At 60.3% G+C, this 16866-nt stretch carries 15 protein-coding genes; 12 read left to right on the forward strand and 3 right to left on the reverse strand.

Features of this window, described 5'->3' with window-relative positions; all coding sequences use genetic code 11:
- Positions 1 to 31: 31 nt before the first annotated feature.
- From purE to AWM79_RS14000, 4 genes are all read left to right on the forward strand, one after another.
- A complete protein-coding gene (gene purE / locus AWM79_RS13985) occupies positions 32 to 523 on the forward strand; it encodes a 5-(carboxyamino)imidazole ribonucleotide mutase (RefSeq protein ID WP_060783094.1) in 492 nt (163 codons plus the stop codon).
- Positions 524 to 534: 11 nt separating this feature from the next.
- Positions 535 to 1617 (forward strand): 5-(carboxyamino)imidazole ribonucleotide synthase, encoded by a 1083-nt coding sequence (locus tag AWM79_RS13990; RefSeq protein WP_017132333.1) that lies wholly within the window; start codon positions 535 to 537, stop codon positions 1615 to 1617.
- Positions 1618 to 1824: 207 nt separating this feature from the next.
- The gene (locus AWM79_RS13995; protein ID WP_017132334.1) at positions 1825 to 2070 is read left to right on the forward strand and encodes a GlsB/YeaQ/YmgE family stress response membrane protein; all 246 of its coding nucleotides are present in this window, start codon (positions 1825 to 1827) and stop codon (positions 2068 to 2070) included.
- Between the two features lie 78 nt (positions 2071 to 2148).
- Positions 2149 to 2685 carry a DUF3299 domain-containing protein gene (locus tag AWM79_RS14000; protein ID WP_017132335.1) on the forward strand — a complete coding sequence of 179 codons (537 nt, stop codon included), beginning with the start codon at positions 2149 to 2151 and terminating at the stop codon, positions 2683 to 2685.
- 21 nt (positions 2686 to 2706) lie between these two features.
- Here AWM79_RS14000 and AWM79_RS14005 read toward each other — a convergent pair whose 3' ends face one another.
- Positions 2707 to 3609, reverse strand: a complete 903-nt coding sequence (locus AWM79_RS14005) for a D-hexose-6-phosphate mutarotase (RefSeq protein WP_060783988.1) — start codon at positions 3607 to 3609, stop codon at positions 2707 to 2709.
- 52 nt (positions 3610 to 3661) lie between these two features.
- Complete coding sequence (locus tag AWM79_RS14010) at positions 3662 to 4063, reverse strand: acyl-CoA thioesterase (protein ID WP_017132337.1); 402 nt, start codon at positions 4061 to 4063, stop codon at positions 3662 to 3664.
- Positions 4064 to 4685: 622 nt separating this feature from the next.
- On the opposite strand from AWM79_RS14010, the gene AWM79_RS14015 reads away from it, so the two are divergent.
- The 8 genes from AWM79_RS14015 to AWM79_RS14050 all read left to right on the forward strand — a co-directional run bounded on the left by AWM79_RS14015 (position 4686) and on the right by AWM79_RS14050 (position 15251).
- A complete protein-coding gene (locus AWM79_RS14015; RefSeq protein WP_060783095.1) occupies positions 4686 to 5975 on the forward strand; it encodes an MFS transporter in 1290 nt (429 codons plus the stop codon).
- A 162-nt stretch (positions 5976 to 6137) separates the two neighbouring features.
- The gene (locus AWM79_RS14020) at positions 6138 to 7136 is read left to right on the forward strand and encodes a phosphate ABC transporter substrate-binding protein PstS (RefSeq protein ID WP_017132340.1); all 999 of its coding nucleotides are present in this window, start codon (positions 6138 to 6140) and stop codon (positions 7134 to 7136) included.
- A 156-nt stretch (positions 7137 to 7292) separates the two neighbouring features.
- Positions 7293 to 9578, forward strand: coding sequence for an ABC transporter permease subunit (locus AWM79_RS14025; protein WP_060783096.1), 2286 nt, complete (start codon positions 7293 to 7295; stop codon positions 9576 to 9578).
- A gap of 15 nt (positions 9579 to 9593) precedes the next feature.
- Positions 9594 to 11264, forward strand: a complete 1671-nt coding sequence (gene pstA, locus AWM79_RS14030; RefSeq protein WP_017132342.1) for a phosphate ABC transporter permease PstA — start codon at positions 9594 to 9596, stop codon at positions 11262 to 11264.
- Between the two features lie 153 nt (positions 11265 to 11417).
- Positions 11418 to 12251, forward strand: a complete 834-nt coding sequence (gene pstB, locus AWM79_RS14035; protein ID WP_017132343.1) for a phosphate ABC transporter ATP-binding protein PstB — start codon at positions 11418 to 11420, stop codon at positions 12249 to 12251.
- A 112-nt stretch (positions 12252 to 12363) separates the two neighbouring features.
- Positions 12364 to 13125: a phosphate signaling complex protein PhoU gene (phoU, locus tag AWM79_RS14040; RefSeq protein WP_017124183.1), complete on the forward strand. Its 762-nt coding sequence runs from the start codon at positions 12364 to 12366 to the stop codon at positions 13123 to 13125.
- A gap of 161 nt (positions 13126 to 13286) precedes the next feature.
- Positions 13287 to 14201, forward strand: coding sequence for a response regulator (locus tag AWM79_RS14045; RefSeq protein ID WP_060783097.1), 915 nt, complete (start codon positions 13287 to 13289; stop codon positions 14199 to 14201).
- A gap of 153 nt (positions 14202 to 14354) precedes the next feature.
- Positions 14355 to 15251 carry a peptidoglycan DD-metalloendopeptidase family protein gene (locus tag AWM79_RS14050; RefSeq protein WP_017132345.1) on the forward strand — a complete coding sequence of 299 codons (897 nt, stop codon included), beginning with the start codon at positions 14355 to 14357 and terminating at the stop codon, positions 15249 to 15251.
- A gap of 24 nt (positions 15252 to 15275) precedes the next feature.
- Here the strand turns inward: AWM79_RS14050 and AWM79_RS14055 are convergent, their stop codons facing one another.
- A complete protein-coding gene (locus AWM79_RS14055; protein ID WP_026013218.1) occupies positions 15276 to 16619 on the reverse strand; it encodes a hemolysin family protein in 1344 nt (447 codons plus the stop codon).
- Between the last annotated feature and the right edge of the window lie 247 nt (positions 16620 to 16866).

Consider the following 16866-nt stretch of genomic DNA (forward strand, 5'->3'; position numbering starts at 1 on the left):
CCCGTGGGCGCCCAAGAGAAGAGGCACGACGATGAGCGCACTGGTTGGCGTGATCATGGGCTCCAAGTCCGATTGGTCCACCCTTAGCCACACCGCCGATATGCTGGAAAAGCTCGGCATCCCCTACGAGGTGAAAGTAGTCTCGGCCCATCGCACCCCGGACCTGCTGTTCCGCTACGCCGAAGAGGCCGAGGCCCGTGGCATCGAGGTGATCGTTGCCGGTGCCGGTGGCGCGGCTCACCTGCCAGGCATGTGTGCGGCCAAGACCCATCTGCCGGTGCTGGGCGTGCCGGTGCAGTCGTCGATGCTCTCGGGCGTAGACTCGCTGCTGTCGATCGTGCAGATGCCCGCCGGCATTCCGGTCGCCACCCTGGCCATCGGCAAAGCCGGGGCGATCAACGCCGCGCTGCTGTCGGCGAGCATTCTGGGCGCCAAGCACCCCCACTTTCATAGCGTGCTGAAAAAATTCCGTGCTGAACAGACAGACAGCGTGCTGGATAATCCAGACCCGCGCGTCGCCTGAGGTTTCTGACGATGAAGATCGGTGTAATCGGTGGCGGCCAGCTTGGCCGTATGTTGGCCCTGGCGGGTACGCCACTGGGGATGAACTTCGCTTTCCTCGATCCGGCGCCGGATGCCTGCGCAGCCGCGCTGGGCGAACATCTGCGAGCCGATTACGGCGACCAGGATCACCTGCGCCAGTTGGCCGATGAAGTCGACCTGGTGACTTTCGAGTTCGAAAGCGTTCCAGCGGAAACCGTGGCCTTCCTGTCGCAGTTCGTACCGGTCTACCCGGGCGCCGAAGCCCTGCGCATCGCTCGCGATCGCTGGTTCGAAAAGAGCCTGTTCAAGGACCTGGGCATCCCGACTCCGGACTTCGCCGATATCCAGTCCCAGGCGGATCTGGACGCAGCGGTCGCCCGTATCGGCCTGCCGGCTGTATTGAAGACCCGTACCTTGGGTTATGACGGCAAGGGCCAGAAAGTCCTGCGCACTCCGGGCGATGTGATCGGCACCTTTGCCGAGCTGGGTAGCGTCGCCTGCCTGCTGGAAGGTTTCGTGCCATTTACCGGCGAAGTCTCGCTGATCGCCGTGCGCGCCCGCGACGGTGAAACCCGTTTCTACCCGCTGGTACACAATACCCACGACAGCGGTATTCTCAAGCTGTCGGTCGCCAGCAGCGATCATCCGTTGCAGGCCCTGGCCGAAGACTATTCCAGTCGGGTGCTCAGGCAATTGGACTATGTCGGCGTGATGACCTTTGAGTTTTTTGAAGTCGACGGTGGCTTGAAGGCTAACGAGATTGCCCCGCGTGTGCATAACTCCGGGCACTGGACCACCGAAGGCGCCGAGTGCAGCCAGTTCGAAAACCACCTGCGGGCGGTAGCTGGCCTGCCCCTGGGCTCGACCGCCAAGGTCGGCGAAAGCGCGATGCTGAATTTTATTGGCAGCGTGCCGCCGGTGGAAAAGGTCATCGCTATCGCCGACTGCCATCTGCACCACTATGGCAAGGCCTTCAAGGCTGGGCGCAAGGTCGGTCATGCCAACCTGCGTTGCGCTGACAAGGCTACGCTGCAGCAACAGATTCAGCGGGTCGAAGCGTTGATTGCCGAGTAAAAATATCCAGGCCGGACGGGAACCATCGGTACCCGCCATCCTCTGATGGCAAGATGCCAAAGCGCGGCTAGTGGTCTGTTCGGTTAGTACGTTAACTCAAGTGCGGATGTCGGAAGTTCGCGGCCATGGCGCCGAAATTGACTAACGGAACTCGCCACACAGGCCACTAGGGCTTTGGTTTTGGGATATACATTCAGAGGAAATCGCATGGGTATCATCGGAACCATCTTTATCGGCTTGATCGTTGGTCTTGTGGCACGTTTCCTCAAGCCGGGCGACGACAGCATGGGCTGGATCATGACCATCCTGTTGGGGGTCGGCGGCTCGCTGGCGGCGACCTACGGTGGCCAGGCCCTGGGCATCTACCAGGCCGGGCAAGGTGCGGGCTTTATCGGCGCGGTGGTCGGCGCGATTGTTCTGCTGGTGATTTACGGTCTGATCAAAAAGAACTGATCGAACCGAGCGAACCCTCTGCGCACGGCGCGCGGAGGGTTAGAATGCTCAGCCTGACTTCCTGTTGTCGAGCCTCTTATGCGCCGTCTTCTGTTGATACTTCTTTTGCTGGGCAGCGGCCTGACCCATGCCGGTGAGCTTGCGGAAACCGATTGGCTGGAACTGATGCCCAAATCGGACCAGAAAGCTCTCGAAGAAATGCCGGAAATCAGCCACGATTCGCCAGAAGCCAACGGCACCTTTACCGCCAAGGGCGGTTTGAAGCAAGGCAAGGGCTTGCCGGCGGTGATGTATTCGAGCAAGACCGTCGCGGCCATGAACAGCAAGCGCATTCGTATCGGCGGCTATCCGGTGCCACTGGAAACCGACGCCAAGGGCCGCAGCACCTTGTTTTTCCTGGTTCCCTATCCGGGCGCCTGCATCCATGTGCCACCGCCTCCGCCGAACCAACTGGTATTGGTGCGTTATCCCAAGGGCCTGAAGCTGGACGATATCTACACGCCGCTGTGGGTGACCGGGACTCTGAAGATCGAAAAGGTCAGCAACGACTTGGCCGATGCGGCGTATGCATTGGATGCAGGGACGGTGCGGGTGGTGAAGGAGTCGGATCTTTAGCCATTATGGCAAGCGGGCAAGTCAGGCCAGCGGGCTGCTGCCGATAGTCACGCTAAGCGTATGGCTGGCGCCTGGTGTCAGCGTCACCACATCATCCATCACGTTCGCGGTTTCGATGCAGAGCATCTTCTGCCAGCCGTCGTCGGCCATGTCGGTGAACTGGCGGGCGCGACCGATCCATGGGTTCCAGATTACCGTCGAGCGCGAGCCGCTGGTGCTCAGTTCGATACGCCGTTCCCAGGCCGGGTCGACGATGCTCAACTGCGCTGGCACATTCTGGTAGATGCGGTCGGTTTCACCGGTGAAACGCAACTCGCCCTGTTGCCTGGCCGGCTTCCAGTTATCCGCCGTATCGATATAGCTCAGGCCGTCCACGCCTTCGACATGCACGTTGCGCACATCGCTGACGGCGAAATAGCTGTGCAGTGCCTGGCTGAGGGTGACGGGGTGATCGTCGAGGTTTTCGCTGGTGAGGCTGATCCGCAACTGGTCACCCAGGTGAATCGCCAGCTTGAGTCCGACCTGGTGCGGCCAGCCGGCAAAACCACCCTCGGGCATCGGTACGGCGAACTCCACCAGCACACCGTCGTCTTCGGCCTGGATACCGAGCAACGTCCACTCCAGCGTTCTGACGAAACCATGGGCGGTGGGCGGTTCGCTGCTCCGGTGCATTGCCTGGACGCTGTTCGGGTTGCGCGCGAACACCCCAAACCATGGCCAGCACACCGGCACGCCGGCGCGAATGCTCTTGCCGTGCTTGAACTGGGCCTGATCGTTGAGCCAGATCAGCGGCGGTTGCCCGGCCAATTGATAACTGAGGATATGCGCGCCTTGCTGGGCCACCAACAATTCGGCTTGACCGTGGCGAATTCGCCAGCAATTCAGTTCATCCAGCTTGACCGTTTCAACGTAGGGCGTGCTCATGGTGTTCTCGCTCGGCAACAGGAACTGCAATGGACCGCAAAAAAAGCTCGGGTTAGCGCCGTGGTGGTACGGAGCGAGTGCGCCCGCTGCCGTCGATGGCGACAAACACGAACACCGCTTCGGTGACCTTGCGCCATTCGCTGGACAGTGGGTCGTCGCTCCACACCTCGACCATCATCTTGATCGAGCTACGACCGATTTCCAGGGCCTGGGTATAAAAGGATAGCTGTGCGCCAACCGCGACCGGCACCAGGAACGCCATGCGGTCGATGGCGACCGTAGCCACACGACCGCCGGCTACCTTGCTGGCCATCGCCGTACCGGCGAGATCCATCTGGCTGACCAGCCAGCCGCCATAAATATCGCCGAAACCATTGGTTTCACGCGGAAGCGCGGTGATTTGCAGGGCAAGATCGCCTTGCGGAATAGGGTCTTCTTGTTCGAGTTCGATCATACGGGGGGTGCCTCTGACCCGTGACACTACGTTGGTACTGCCGGTGAATAGCCGTCTTCAGGAAAAACGATTCAGCTCGAACATACTTAGTTCGTCACGTTTCTCTAAGGCGTACTAAAGGGAAACTCTGCGAAACCGGCTGGAATGGGCTTCCAACGGCGTTTTTGCACAGCATCCATCCAGACAACACTGACCAGTATATCCATCGGCCCTCTCGACTACGACCATCAGAAAGCCCTTTTGATCGCTCTATATCGGGCTCTGGTTTACTTTTTGAAACATTTTGTTATCTTTTTTCAGGCTTTACGCACCTCTCCGTAACGACTCCGTCCGTGTCGATCCTCATGATCACCGTGCTTTTGAGTACTGCGCGGCTTGCCCGTTCGTGCTGGTCAATGAGTTTCTGGCGGCAATACGTTTTACCTGTTTATCGTTTTGCTACAACCTGGCTTGTGCGATCTTTGGTGGCCTGACACCGCCGATCCTCAAGCCAAGCCCGTTGTTCGGGCTTACTGTGTAATGATCATAGGCGGCGTGGGCTGGCCGGTCGGCGTCGACCTGTAGACGCGATCGGTGAGTGCAGATAGCTACCAATACCTATTTATATAAGAGAAGCCTTGCAATGAGCACTGTGTCTCCCAGCCTTGCGCAACCTTCGCGCCCGCTGACCCGTAATGACTACAAAACGTTGTCGCTGTCTGCCCTGGGAGGTGCGTTGGAGTTCTACGACTTCATCATTTTTGTATTTTTTGCGGCGGTGGTGGGCAAATTGTTCTTTCCGGCGGAGATGCCGGAGTGGCTGCGCCTGATGCAGACGTTCGGCATCTTCGCCGCCGGTTATCTGGCACGGCCGCTAGGCGGTATCGTCATGGCGCATTTTGGCGATCTGTTGGGGCGCAAGAAGATGTTCACCCTGAGCATTTTCCTGATGGCCGTGCCGACCCTGATCATGGGCCTACTGCCAACATACGCACAGATCGGCATTTGGGCGCCGATCCTGCTGCTGTTGATGCGGGTGATCCAGGGGGCCGCAATCGGTGGTGAGGTGCCGGGCGCCTGGGTCTTCGTCGCCGAGCACGTACCGGAACGGCAGATCGGTTTTGCCTGCGGCACCCTGACTTCAGGCCTGACCGTCGGCATCCTGCTGGGTTCTTTGGTGGCGACGCTGATCAACAGCGTCTACACCCCGGCCGAAGTGAGCGATTACGCCTGGCGTATGCCGTTCTTGCTGGGAGGCGTGTTCGGCCTGTTTTCGGTGTACCTGCGTCGCTGGTTGCATGAAACCCCGGTGTTCGCCGAGTTGCAGCAACGCAAGGCATTGTCCGATGGTATTCCTCTGGGCGCGGTGCTGCGCAATCACCGCGGGGCGATCCTGATCTCGATGCTGCTGACCTGGCTATTGTCCGCTGGGGTGGTGGTGGTGATCCTGATGACCCCGACCGTGCTGCAGACCGCCTACCACTTCGCCCCGAACGTCTCGCTGGAGGCCAACAGCCTGGCGACGGTTTGCCTGACGTTGGGCTGCATCATTTCCGGTGCGCTGGCCGACCGCTTCGGCGCTGGCCGGGTGTTTGTGTTTGGCAGCCTGGCGCTAATGGCGACGTTCTGGGCCTTCTACAGCACCCTGGCGACTCATCGCGAATGGCTGTTCCCGTTATATGCCTTGAGCGGCCTGTTCGTTGGCATTGTCGGTGCCGTGCCCTATGTCATGGTCAAGGCCTTCCCGGCGGTGGTGCGCTTTAGTGGCCTGTCGTTCTCCTACAACCTGGCGTATGCGATCTTTGGCGGTCTGACTCCGATGGTGGTCACCCTGCTGCTCAAGGAAAGCCCGATGGGCCCGGCGTATTATGTTGCAATAATTTGCAGCGTCGGCGTGCTGGTCGGCGGCTATCTGTGGGCGAAGGGCCGCTAAGCCACGTATCTCCTGGGCTCCGGGTGTTTCAGAGGTAAAGGTTGGCCCTGCAAATGGATGCTGGCCTTTCATCTAACTGTCACATACCAGTCATAGAGTGTTCATGTGGCCTACCGATACTTGGCCCCAATTCAACTTAACCCTCTCTGCTAGGAGCAAGGCATGAAACTGAAACGTTTGATGGCGACCATGACTTTTGTCGCTGCGGGCGTCGCGACTGCCCATGCGGTGGCCGCTGGTGTAGACCCGTCCATTGCGGCCTATACAAAAGTACAAGGCGTGTCGGGCAACTTGTCCAGCGTCGGTTCCGACACCCTGGCAAACCTCATGACGCTGTGGGCCGAGGGCTACAAGAAAGAATACCCGAACGTGAACATTCAGATTCAGGCTGCCGGTTCCGCTACCGCGCCACCTGCGCTGACTGAAGGCACTTCGAACCTGGGTCCGATGAGCCGCAAGATGAAGGACACCGAACTGGCTGCCTTCGAGCAAAAGTACGGCTACAAGCCGACAGCCATCCCGGTTGCGGTGGATGCCCTGGCGGTATTCGTGCACAAGGACAACCCGATCCAGCACCTGACCATGGAACAAGTCGATGCGATTTTCTCCTCGACCCGTCTGTGCGGCGCCAAAGCCGATGTCAAGACCTGGAGCGACCTGGGCGTGACTGGCGACCTGGCCAACAAGCCGGTCCAACTGTTCGGTCGTAACTCGGTATCCGGCACCTACGGCTACTTCAAGGAAGAAGCCCTGTGCAAAGGTGACTACAAGCCTAACGTGAACGAACAGCCTGGCTCGGCTTCCGTTGTGCAGTCCATCAGCTCTTCGCTGAACGGTATCGGTTACTCAGGTATCGGCTACAAGACCGCCAGCGTGAAAACCGTGGCCTTGGCCAAGAAAGGCGGCACCGAGTTCATCGAAGACAGCGAAGAAAACGCACTGAACGGCAAATACCCGCTGTCGCGTTTCCTCTACGTCTACGTCAACAAAGCCCCGAACAAGCCTCTGGCTCCGCTGGAAGCCGAGTTCGTGAAACTGGTGCTGTCCAAACAGGGCCAGGAAGTGGTGGTGAAAGACGGCTATATCCCATTGCCAGCCAAGGTTGTCACCAAGGCACTGGCGGACTTGGGTTTGAGCGAAGGTAACGCCGCGAAGAAGTAAGCCTTGATCTGCAGAACATGATCCGGCATGTGGGAGCGGGCTAGATTCGCTCCCACACACCCATTTTCGAATCCGCTGCCGGCTGTGCTGGGCGGCGGCTTCCGTGTGTCACCACACTGTCATCTTTCTGTCATACAGGACCGCTAGGGTGTGCGCATGAACGATCCGGCCAATTCCACCATGACTACGACTTCTCCCCCCAAGCGCATTGACTTCAATACGCCTGAACTCAAACGCAAGCGTCGCATTCGCGCGCTCAAGGATCGCCTGACTCACTGGTACGTGTTTGTCGGCGGCCTGGCCGTCCTGGCGGCGATTACGCTGATCTTCTTCTTCCTCGCTTATGTGGTCCTGCCGCTGTTCCAGGGCGCCTCGCTGACGGCGGAAGAAGCCATTACTCCGGCCTGGATGCGCGATGCCGGCAACCCCCTGATGATCTCCCTGGAAGAGCAGAACCAGGTGGGCATGCGGGTTTCCGACCGGGGGCAGGTGCTGTTCTTCTCCGTTGCCGATGCCACTGAATTGTCCCGGGTGAACCTGCCGATTCCGGCGAACACCCAGGTGACGTCCATCAGCAAAGACCAGCCGGGTGTTCCACTGGTCATCGTCGGCCTGTCCAATGGTCAGGTCCTGGTGTTCCGTCACACCTATAAAGTGACGTACCCGGACGGTAAGAAGACCATCTCCCCGGCCATTGAATACCCCTATGGCGAAACCCCGATCACTCTCGATGAAGAGGGTCACGCGCTTGAGCATGTGAACCTCAACGCCACTGATACGACGCTGATTATCGTGGGCTCCACGGGTGCGCAACTGCATGTGCAGGCGCTGACCCAGGAAGAGAACATGATGACTGGCGAGGTCACCAGCGAGCAAAAGAGTATCGACTTGCCGCAGATGACCGAGCCGGTGAAGGCGATCTACATCGATCCGCGCCAGCAGTGGCTGTACGTGATCAACGGGCGTGCCCAGGCCGACGTGTTCAGCCTGCGCGACAAGAGTCTGAACGGTCGCTACAAGCTGCTGGACGATGCCGATAGCGAAGTGACCGCCAGTACGCAGTTGGTGGGCGGTATCTCGCTGATCATCGGTGACTCCAAGGGCGGTCTCGGCCAGTGGTTCATGGCCCGCGACCCGGATGGCGAGTTGCGTCTGAAACCGATCCGCAGCTTCCAGATGGGCACCACGCCAATCGTCGAAATCACCGCCGAAGAACGGCGCAAGGGCTTTGTCGCCCTGGATGCCTCCGGCAAGCTTGGCGTATTCCACAGTACCGCTCACCGAACGCTGCTGGTGGACCAGGTGGTCGACGGTCCAGGCGTCTTTGGCCTGTCGCCGCGAGCCAACCGAGTGATCGTCGAGCAAGGTGGCAAGATCCAACCGTTGGCCCTCGACAACCCACACCCGGAAGTCTCCTGGAGTGCGCTATGGAGCAAGGTCTGGTACGAAAACTACGACGCGCCTAAATATGTCTGGCAATCGACTGCCGCCAACACCGACTTCGAACCCAAGCTGAGCCTGGCGCCGCTGACCTTCGGTACCCTGAAGGCGGCGTTCTACGCCATGCTGCTGGCCGCGCCGCTGGCCGTCGCGGCGGCGATCTATACCGCTTACTTCATGGCGCCGGGCATGCGCCGCAAGGTCAAGCCGGTGATCGAGCTGATGGAAGCGATGCCGACGGTGATCCTCGGCTTCTTCGCTGGCCTGTTCCTGGCACCGTATGTCGAGGGACACCTGCCGGGGATCTTCAGCCTGCTGATGTTGTTGCCGGTCGGCATTCTGGTCGCCGGTTTCGCCTGGAGCCGGCTGCCCGAGTCGCTGCGCCTGCGGGTGCCGGATGGCTGGGAAAGTGCGATCCTGATTCCGGTGATCCTGTTCGTGAGTTGGTTCTCGCTGTTTATGAGTCCGCACTTGGAGTCGTGGTTCTTCGGCGGTGACATGCGCCTGTGGATCTCCCATGACCTGGGCATCACCTACGACCAGCGCAACGCCTTGGTGGTTGGCCTGGCCATGGGCTTCGCGGTGATCCCGAACATCTACTCGATCGCCGAAGACGCCGTGTTCAGCGTACCGCGTGGCCTGACCCTGGGCTCCCTGGCCCTGGGCGCCACGCCTTGGCAGACCATGACGCGGGTGGTGATTCTCACCGCCAGCCCGGGCATCTTCTCGGCGTTGATGATCGGCATGGGTCGTGCTGTCGGCGAGACCATGATCGTGCTGATGGCCACCGGCAATACCCCGGTGATGGAGATGAACCTGTTCCAAGGCCTGCGCACCCTGGCGGCCAACGTGGCGGTGGAGATGCCGGAGTCGGAAGTGGGCGGTAGTCATTACCGCGTGCTGTTCCTCTCGGCGCTGGTGCTGCTGTTGTTCACGTTCATCATGAACACCCTCGCGGAACTGATTCGTCAGCGTCTGCGCAAGAAATACTCGTCGCTTTAATAAAGGTAGAAGTCTGTGAAACAGAACTCCCTGAATGGCTGGTTCAAGAGCGGCGCCCCCGGTGTCTGGATCAGCGGTGGTGCGGTGTCCATCGCGGTCATCATGACCATCGGCTTGCTGGCGGTGATTGCAGTTCGCGGCCTGGGCCACTTCTGGCCGGCGGACGTGATTCACGCCCAGTATGGCGTACCGGGCCAAGCCAGGCAGATCGTGGTCGGCGAAGTGGTACAGAAGGAAGAAGTACCGCGCGCGCGCCTGCAGGCGGCCGGCTTGCCGGTGCCGGACCAAGGCCCCGAGTTTATGACCCGGGAGTTGATCAAGGTCGGTAACCGTGACCTGAACGGCAACGATTTTACCTGGGTCGTGGGTGAGTGGTTGACCGACCAGACCGCGCCGGTGGAACTGATGGCCGTGGAGCGTCGTGAGTGGGGCAATTTCTACGGTACCCTGGTCAACGTCAAGGAAAACGGCAAGGTCATCGCCGAAGGGCAGGCCGCCTGGCCTGAACTGCAAGCACGTATCGACCGTGTCAACGACCTGGCCAAGCAGCTCAAGAGCCTGGAGAAAACCGATATCGGCGCGATCAACGCCGGTCTTGAGCGGATTCGTCTGCATGGCCGCAAGCTCGAGCTTGAAGGCAAGCTCGATGCCATTGCCCAGGCTGACATGGAGGCCGAGAAGGCCGAACTGAATGCGCGTTACCAGGTTATCGAGACCCGCCTCGGCGACCTGCACGGCCAGTTCAATCGCGACAGCCTGACGGCCCGTGATGCCAATGGTAAAGAACTGGAGATCGGCATCGGCAAGGTAGTGCATGCTTACCAGCCGAACGCCATGGGCACCTTGACCAAGCTGGGTTTCTACTTCAGCAAGGTCTGGGAGTTCCTCAGCGACGACCCGCGTGAAGCCAACACCGAGGGCGGGATCTTTCCGGCGATCTTCGGTACGGTAATGATGACTCTCATCATGGCGATGATCGTGACACCGTTCGGCGTATTGGCGGCGGTCTACCTGCGTGAATACGCCAAGCAGAACGCGCTGACGCGGATCATCCGCATTGCCGTGAACAATCTGGCGGGCGTTCCGGCCATCGTCTACGGCGTGTTCGGCCTGGGCTTCTTTGTCTACGTGCTGGGCGGCTCGCTCGACCGGTTGTTCTTCCCCGAAGCCCTGCCGGCGCCGACCTTCGGGACCCCGGGTTTGCTCTGGGCCTCGCTGACTCTGGCGCTGCTGGCGGTGCCAGTGGTGATCGTGGCCACTGAGGAAGGCTTGGCGCGGATTCCCCGCACGGTCCGTGAAGGTTCGCTGGCGCTGGGCGCGACCAAGGCCGAGACGCTATGGAAAATTGTCCTGCCGATGGCCAGCCCGGCAATGATGACCGGCATGATCCTCGCCGTGGCTCGTGCCGCCGGTGAGGTGGCACCGCTGATGCTGGTGGGCGTGGTGAAACTGGCGCCGTCGCTGCCGGTGGACGGCAACTATCCGTACCTGCACCTGGACCAGAAAATCATGCACTTGGGCTTTCACATCTACGACGTCGGCTTCCAGAGCCCGAACGTCGAGGCGGCGCGCCCGCTGGTGTATGCCACGGCGTTGTTGCTGGTGCTGGTGATTGCCACGCTGAACCTGTCGGCCGTGTGGATCCGTAACCACCTGCGCGAGAAGTACAAGGCGCTGGATAGCTGATGTGGGCGTGGGCTTGCCTGCGGCTGCTGGCGGTCTTCAGGACCCTTTCGCGGCGGCCCGGCGAGCCCGGCTCCTATTGAACGGTGTTACCGTCGGCCCGGTAGTGTGCCAGCGGCTTATTGAAACGAATTTGTTAGCGCAGGGAGTTTACCCATGCAGCATGAAACCCATACCCACGGCATCAGCATATCGGCGCTTGGCCGCGGTAAACAAAGCCTGGACCTGGCCAGTGAAACCGTGGCCATCGAAGTCCCGTGCCTGAGCCTGTTCTATGGTGAGAAGCAGGCGTTGTTCGACGTCAGCATGAACATCCCCAAGCAACGCGTGACCGCTTTTATCGGTCCGTCCGGCTGCGGCAAGTCGACGCTGCTGCGCACCTTCAACCGGATGAACGATCTGGTCGACGGTTGCCGCGTACAGGGCGAGATCAAGCTCTACGGCAACAACATCTACCGCAAGGGCGAGGATGTGGCCGAACTGCGCCGCAAGGTCGGCATGGTATTCCAGAAGCCGAACCCGTTCCCCAAGACTATCTATGAAAACGTGGTCTATGGCCTGCGCATCCAGGGTATCAACAAGAAGCGCATCCTCGACGAGGCTGTGGAATGGGCCCTCAAGGGCGCTGCCCTGTGGGATGAAGTGAAGGACCGCCTGCACGATTCGGCACTTGGCCTGTCCGGTGGTCAGCAGCAGCGTTTGGTCATCGCCCGTACCATCGCGGTAGAGCCGGAAGTCCTATTACTCGACGAACCGTGCTCGGCGCTCGATCCGATCTCGACCCTCAAGGTCGAAGAACTGATCTACGAATTGAAATCAAAGTTCACTATTGTCATCGTGACCCACAACATGCAGCAGGCGGCTCGGGTTTCCGACTACACCGCGTTCATGTACATGGGCCAACTGGTGGAGTTTGGCGACACCGATACCCTGTTCACCAATCCGGCGAAGAAGCAGACCGAAGACTACATCACCGGTCGTTATGGCTAGAAGCAGTGGTGAGCCACGAACCCAGAAGCGCTGCAATGCAAGCTGAACCCATTCAGATCAACCCATAACTGCTTGAAACGTGCAGCCTGCATGTTTCGCGGAGCGAATATCAATGATTGATAAAGACGGTCTTACCCACCATATCTCCGCGCAGTTCAATGCGGAGCTGGAAGAAGTACGCAGCCACCTGCTGGCTATGGGCGGGTTGGTGGAAAAGCAAGTCAACGACGCGGTCACCGCGCTGATCGAGGCCGATTCGGGCCTGGCCCAGCAAGTGCGCGAAATCGATGACCAGATCAACCAGATGGAACGCAATATCGACGAGGAATGCCTGCGCATCCTCGCACGTCGCCAACCGGCAGCGTCCGACCTGCGGCTGATCATCAGCATCTCCAAATCGGTGATCGACCTCGAACGCATCGGCGACGAGGCGACCAAGATCGCCCGCCGAGCCATTCAGCTATGCGAGGAAGGCGAGGCGCCGCGTGGTTATGTCGAGGTCCGGCATATCGGTGACCAGGTGCGCAACATGGTGCGCGACGCACTGGACGCTTTTGCCCGCTTTGACGCCGAGCTGGCGTTGTCGGTGGCGCAGTACGACAAGATCATCGACCGTGAATACAAGACCGCCCTGCGCGAGCTGGCCACCTATATGATGGAAGATCCGCGCTCCATCTCGCGGGTACTGAGCATTATTTGGGTGCTGCGCTCGCTGGAGCGAATCGGCGACCACGCGCGCAATATTTCCGAGTTGGTGATCTATCTGGTACGCGGCACCGACGTGCGGCACATGGGCCTCAAGCGCATGCGCCAGGAAGTTGAGGGCACCTTGTCCGAAACCGCTAATGTTCCCGGCGAAGCTGACGATAAGTAAGATTGCCCGAGAGAAACGCCCGGCCTGAGGTCGGGCGTTTTTATTTGTGGCATAAGAATTTTACGCGCACTCGCAAAGGACAAAGTCCCGGTGTGACTTATCAGTTTTGGGTAAATGGCCATTAGCCAGTATACTGGCCGGGACTTTTAGAGGAATGGTCAATGAGTAAAGTCAGTGTGTTGGTGGTGGATGACGCGTCGTTCATCCGTGATCTGGTGAAAAAGTGCCTGCGCAACTACTTCCCGGGCATCCGGATCGAAGACGCCGTCAACGGTCGCAAGGCCCAAGCGCTGCTGGCGCGTGAAGCGTTCGATCTGGTGCTGTGCGACTGGGAAATGCCCGAGATGTCCGGCCTGGAATTGCTGACCTGGTGCCGGGGCCAGGACAATCTCAAGGCCATGCCGTTCGTCATGGTCACCAGCCGTGGCGATAAAGAGAACGTGGTGCAGGCGATCCAGGCCGGAGTGTCCGGCTACGTCAGCAAGCCCTTTACCAATGAACAACTGCTGACCAAGGTCAAGCAGGCGCTGCACAAGGTCGGCAAGCTCGACGCCTTGATGAATAGTGCCCCGACCCAGGCGAACTCGGCCTTTGCCAACGATTCCCTGAGTGCGCTGACCGGCGGTAAGGCCAGTGTGGTGGCGCCTACGGTCGTCGCGACGCCGGCCTCGGCTTCGACCAAGGGTTTGCTCAACAGCCCGCCGGCACGGCCGCCGGTGGCGGCCAGCGCGGCAATCGGCGGTCGCGGTCAGGGCCAGTTGCGCCTGCCCAGTGGCACCCGGCAGTGTGTGATCAAGGCGCTGAGCATCAAGGAAGCCTTGGTGGTGGTGCGCCGTGGCGAGGTCCTGCCGCAAGTCCTCGAAAGCGCTGTGCTCGATCTGGAGCAGGGCGACAATGCCGAGATCGCCCGCCTGAACGGTTATCTGCATGCGGTCGTCGCCCACGAACCGACGCCGGACAGCGACTGGTTGCAACTGACCTTCCGATTTATCGACCAGGACGCCCAGAAGCTCGACTACATTTCCCGCTTGATCGCTCGCGGCACCGCCCAGAAGCACTTCGTTCCCGGCGCCTGATTCCTGCCTGATAGCGCGGTGCGCCTGGTGCGCCGCGTTGTCTGTCACTCCTGGCTGCTTCTTTCCGACAGCCGCCGATGTCCACGTGATCCATACAAGCGCCCTCTCTACCTGCTAGTCTGGTGCTTACGTTTGATTCGGCGATTCGCGCATATGCTGTTGCGTTTACTGTTTGTCTGCGGCCTGTCGGTGGTCGCCACCTCGGCTGCAGCCATGACCATCTACAAGTATGTGAACGCCGATGGCGTGGTCTCCTACAGCGATCGCCCGGCGCCCGGCGCGCAGGTGTTTGTGTTCCGGGATCGAATGATCGAGCACCTGGAACACCAGGTGCGTCTGGATATTCGCCAGCACAACGGTGTCGACAGCGTTTACGTGCGCAACGACCTGTATGCGCCGGTGGAGATCGAGTTGGGCTTCGGCGCGTTGAGGAACGTCAGCGGCGCGCCGCCCCAGCCGATCCGCAAGGTGGTGCCGGCTCGCGCCAGCCTGCGTTTGGCGCTGCTCACCGCGACCCAGGCCGGGCAGCCGTTGGTGTATACCCCGAAGTTTCGATATTCCCTCGGCGATCCCTCGGGGCAGGCCCAGGGCTATCGGTACCCCTTGCCGTGGCGTGGCGGGCCGTTTCGCCTGACCCAGGGGCCGAACGGTTCCTACAGCCACTTCGGCGCCAAGAGCCGCTACGCGATGGACATTGCCATGCCGGTGGGCACGCCGATTATCGCGGCGCGCGACGGGGTGGTGGTCAAGACCGAGAGTGACCAGTCCGGGCGTGGCACCGATCCTTCCGGAAACTTCGTCCGGGTGCTGCACGATGACGGCACCATGGGCGTCTACCTGCACCTCAAGCAAGGTTCGGTCAGCGTGCGCGAAGGCCAGCACGTAGTGGTGGGCAGTCCGTTGGGGTTGTCGGGCAATACCGGCAACAGCAGCGGGCCGCACCTGCACTTCGTGGTGCAGCGCAACACCGGGCTGGGATTAGTATCGATTCCGTACCAATTCAACCAGCCGGTGGAGGCTCTACCGAACTTCGCGGTGGGTGGGCGGTAGCCGGAAAGGCTAGCCTCCTGGGTGTCAGTCGAGCTTGAGCACCTTGGCCAGGATGATCTTCGGACCCTTCATCTTCTTGATGATAATGCGCAGGCCCTCGACTTCCAGCACCTCTTCCTCTTCCGGCACTCGTTTCAGGGTCTCGTAGACCAGCCCGGCGAGGGTTTCGGCCTCGATATGGTCCAGGTCGATGCCCAACAGGCGTTCGACCTTGAACAGCGGAGTGTCACCGCGCACCAGTAGTTTGCCTGGCTGATAGGCGAGGATGCCGCGTTCGGCCTTGCGGTGTTCGTCCTGGATATCGCCCACCAACACTTCCAGCACGTCCTCCATGGTCAGGTAGCCGATGACCTTGCTGTCGGCTTCCTCCACCAGCGCGAAGTGCGAACCGCCCTGGCGGAACTGCTCCAACAGGCGTGACAGCGGCATGTGCTTGGACACGCGCTCCAGCGGGCGGGTCAGCTCGGCCAGGTTGAACGATTCGGGAATATGGTCCAGGGCCGCCAGCTCCAGCAGCAGGTCCTTGATGTGCAACAGGCCGACGAACACATTGCGTTCGGCGTCATACACCGGATAACGGCTGAACTTGTGGCGGCGGAACAGGGCGAGGATTTCCTTGAGCGGCGCGTTGCAGTCCAGGGTCACCAGATCTTCCCGGGAATTGGCCCAGTCGACGACTTCCAGCTCGCCCATTTCCACGGCCGAGGCCAGCACGCGCATGCCCTGGTCGCTGGGGTCCTGGCCACGACTGGAGTGCAGGATCAGCTTCAGCTCTTCGCGACTATAGTGGTGTTCATGATGAGGCCCCGGCTCACCCTGTCCAGCGATCCGCAAGATGGCGTTGGCGCTGGCGTTGAGCAGGTAGATGGCCGGGTACATCACCCAGTAGAACAAGTAGAGCGGCACCGCAGTCCATAGCGAGAGCAGTTCCGGCTTGCGGATCGCCCAGGATTTGGGGGCCAGTTCACCGACCACGATGTGCAGGTAGGAGATGATGAAGAACGCGGTGAAGAACGATACGCCCTTAACCACCTCGGCGGCGTGCACCCCGACGGCGCTGAGCACCGGTTCCAGCAGGTGGGCGAAGGCCGGTTCACCGACCCAGCCCAGGCCCAGTGAGGCGAGGGTGATACCCAGCTGGCAGGCGGACAGGTAGGCGTCCAGTTGGTTGTGCACGGTGCGCAGGATCTGTCCGCGCCAACCGTTCTTGTGGGCGATGGCCTCGACTCGGGTCGAGCGCAGCTTGACCATGGCGAATTCGGCCGCAACGAAGAAGCCGTTGAGCAGAACCAGGATCAAAGCAAAGAGAATCATGCCGAAATCGGCGAACATCGTGGCGAGGGTCAAGCTACTAGGGGAAGGGTCCATGATGGAGTTTTACGGGTTCCGTATTTCAATTTGAAGGTGTGCTCGGCAGAGCACCAGCCGATTAATGTAGCGGCAGATGCCAGCCTTGCCTAGTGGCCTGTGTGGTGAGTTCTATGAGTCCATTTCGGCGCCCTAAATCCCTGGCCTGCGTTGCTGTTCCTCGCCATAGCCCGGCTATGACTCGTCACAGCGCCTTGGCCATGGACTTATGGCATCCGAACTTGAGCTAACGAACTCACCGTACAGG

This window comes from Pseudomonas agarici, from assembly GCF_001543125.1.
Classification (GTDB): Bacteria; Pseudomonadota; Gammaproteobacteria; order Pseudomonadales; family Pseudomonadaceae; genus Aquipseudomonas; species Aquipseudomonas agarici.

What these genes read in the sequence shown, in the direction of transcription:
- purE (WP_060783094.1), top strand. Translation starts at nt 32, where the DNA reads ATGAGCGCACTGGTTGGCGTGATCATGGGCTCCAAGTCCGATTGGTCC.
- AWM79_RS13990 (WP_017132333.1), top strand. Translation starts at nt 535, where the DNA reads ATGAAGATCGGTGTAATCGGTGGCGGCCAGCTTGGCCGTATGTTGGCC.
- AWM79_RS13995 (WP_017132334.1), top strand. Translation starts at nt 1,825, where the DNA reads ATGGGTATCATCGGAACCATCTTTATCGGCTTGATCGTTGGTCTTGTG.
- AWM79_RS14000 (WP_017132335.1), top strand. Translation starts at nt 2,149, where the DNA reads ATGCGCCGTCTTCTGTTGATACTTCTTTTGCTGGGCAGCGGCCTGACC.
- AWM79_RS14005 (WP_060783988.1), bottom strand. Translation starts at nt 3,609, where the DNA reads ATGAGCACGCCCTACGTTGAAACGGTCAAGCTGGATGAACTGAATTGC.
- AWM79_RS14010 (WP_017132337.1), bottom strand. Translation starts at nt 4,063, where the DNA reads ATGATCGAACTCGAACAAGAAGACCCTATTCCGCAAGGCGATCTTGCC.
- AWM79_RS14015 (WP_060783095.1), top strand. Translation starts at nt 4,686, where the DNA reads ATGAGCACTGTGTCTCCCAGCCTTGCGCAACCTTCGCGCCCGCTGACC.
- AWM79_RS14020 (WP_017132340.1), top strand. Translation starts at nt 6,138, where the DNA reads ATGAAACTGAAACGTTTGATGGCGACCATGACTTTTGTCGCTGCGGGC.
- AWM79_RS14025 (WP_060783096.1), top strand. Translation starts at nt 7,293, where the DNA reads ATGAACGATCCGGCCAATTCCACCATGACTACGACTTCTCCCCCCAAG.
- pstB (WP_017132343.1), top strand. Translation starts at nt 11,418, where the DNA reads ATGCAGCATGAAACCCATACCCACGGCATCAGCATATCGGCGCTTGGC.
- phoU (WP_017124183.1), top strand. Translation starts at nt 12,364, where the DNA reads ATGATTGATAAAGACGGTCTTACCCACCATATCTCCGCGCAGTTCAAT.
- AWM79_RS14045 (WP_060783097.1), top strand. Translation starts at nt 13,287, where the DNA reads ATGAGTAAAGTCAGTGTGTTGGTGGTGGATGACGCGTCGTTCATCCGT.
- AWM79_RS14050 (WP_017132345.1), top strand. Translation starts at nt 14,355, where the DNA reads ATGCTGTTGCGTTTACTGTTTGTCTGCGGCCTGTCGGTGGTCGCCACC.
- AWM79_RS14055 (WP_026013218.1), bottom strand. Translation starts at nt 16,619, where the DNA reads ATGGACCCTTCCCCTAGTAGCTTGACCCTCGCCACGATGTTCGCCGAT.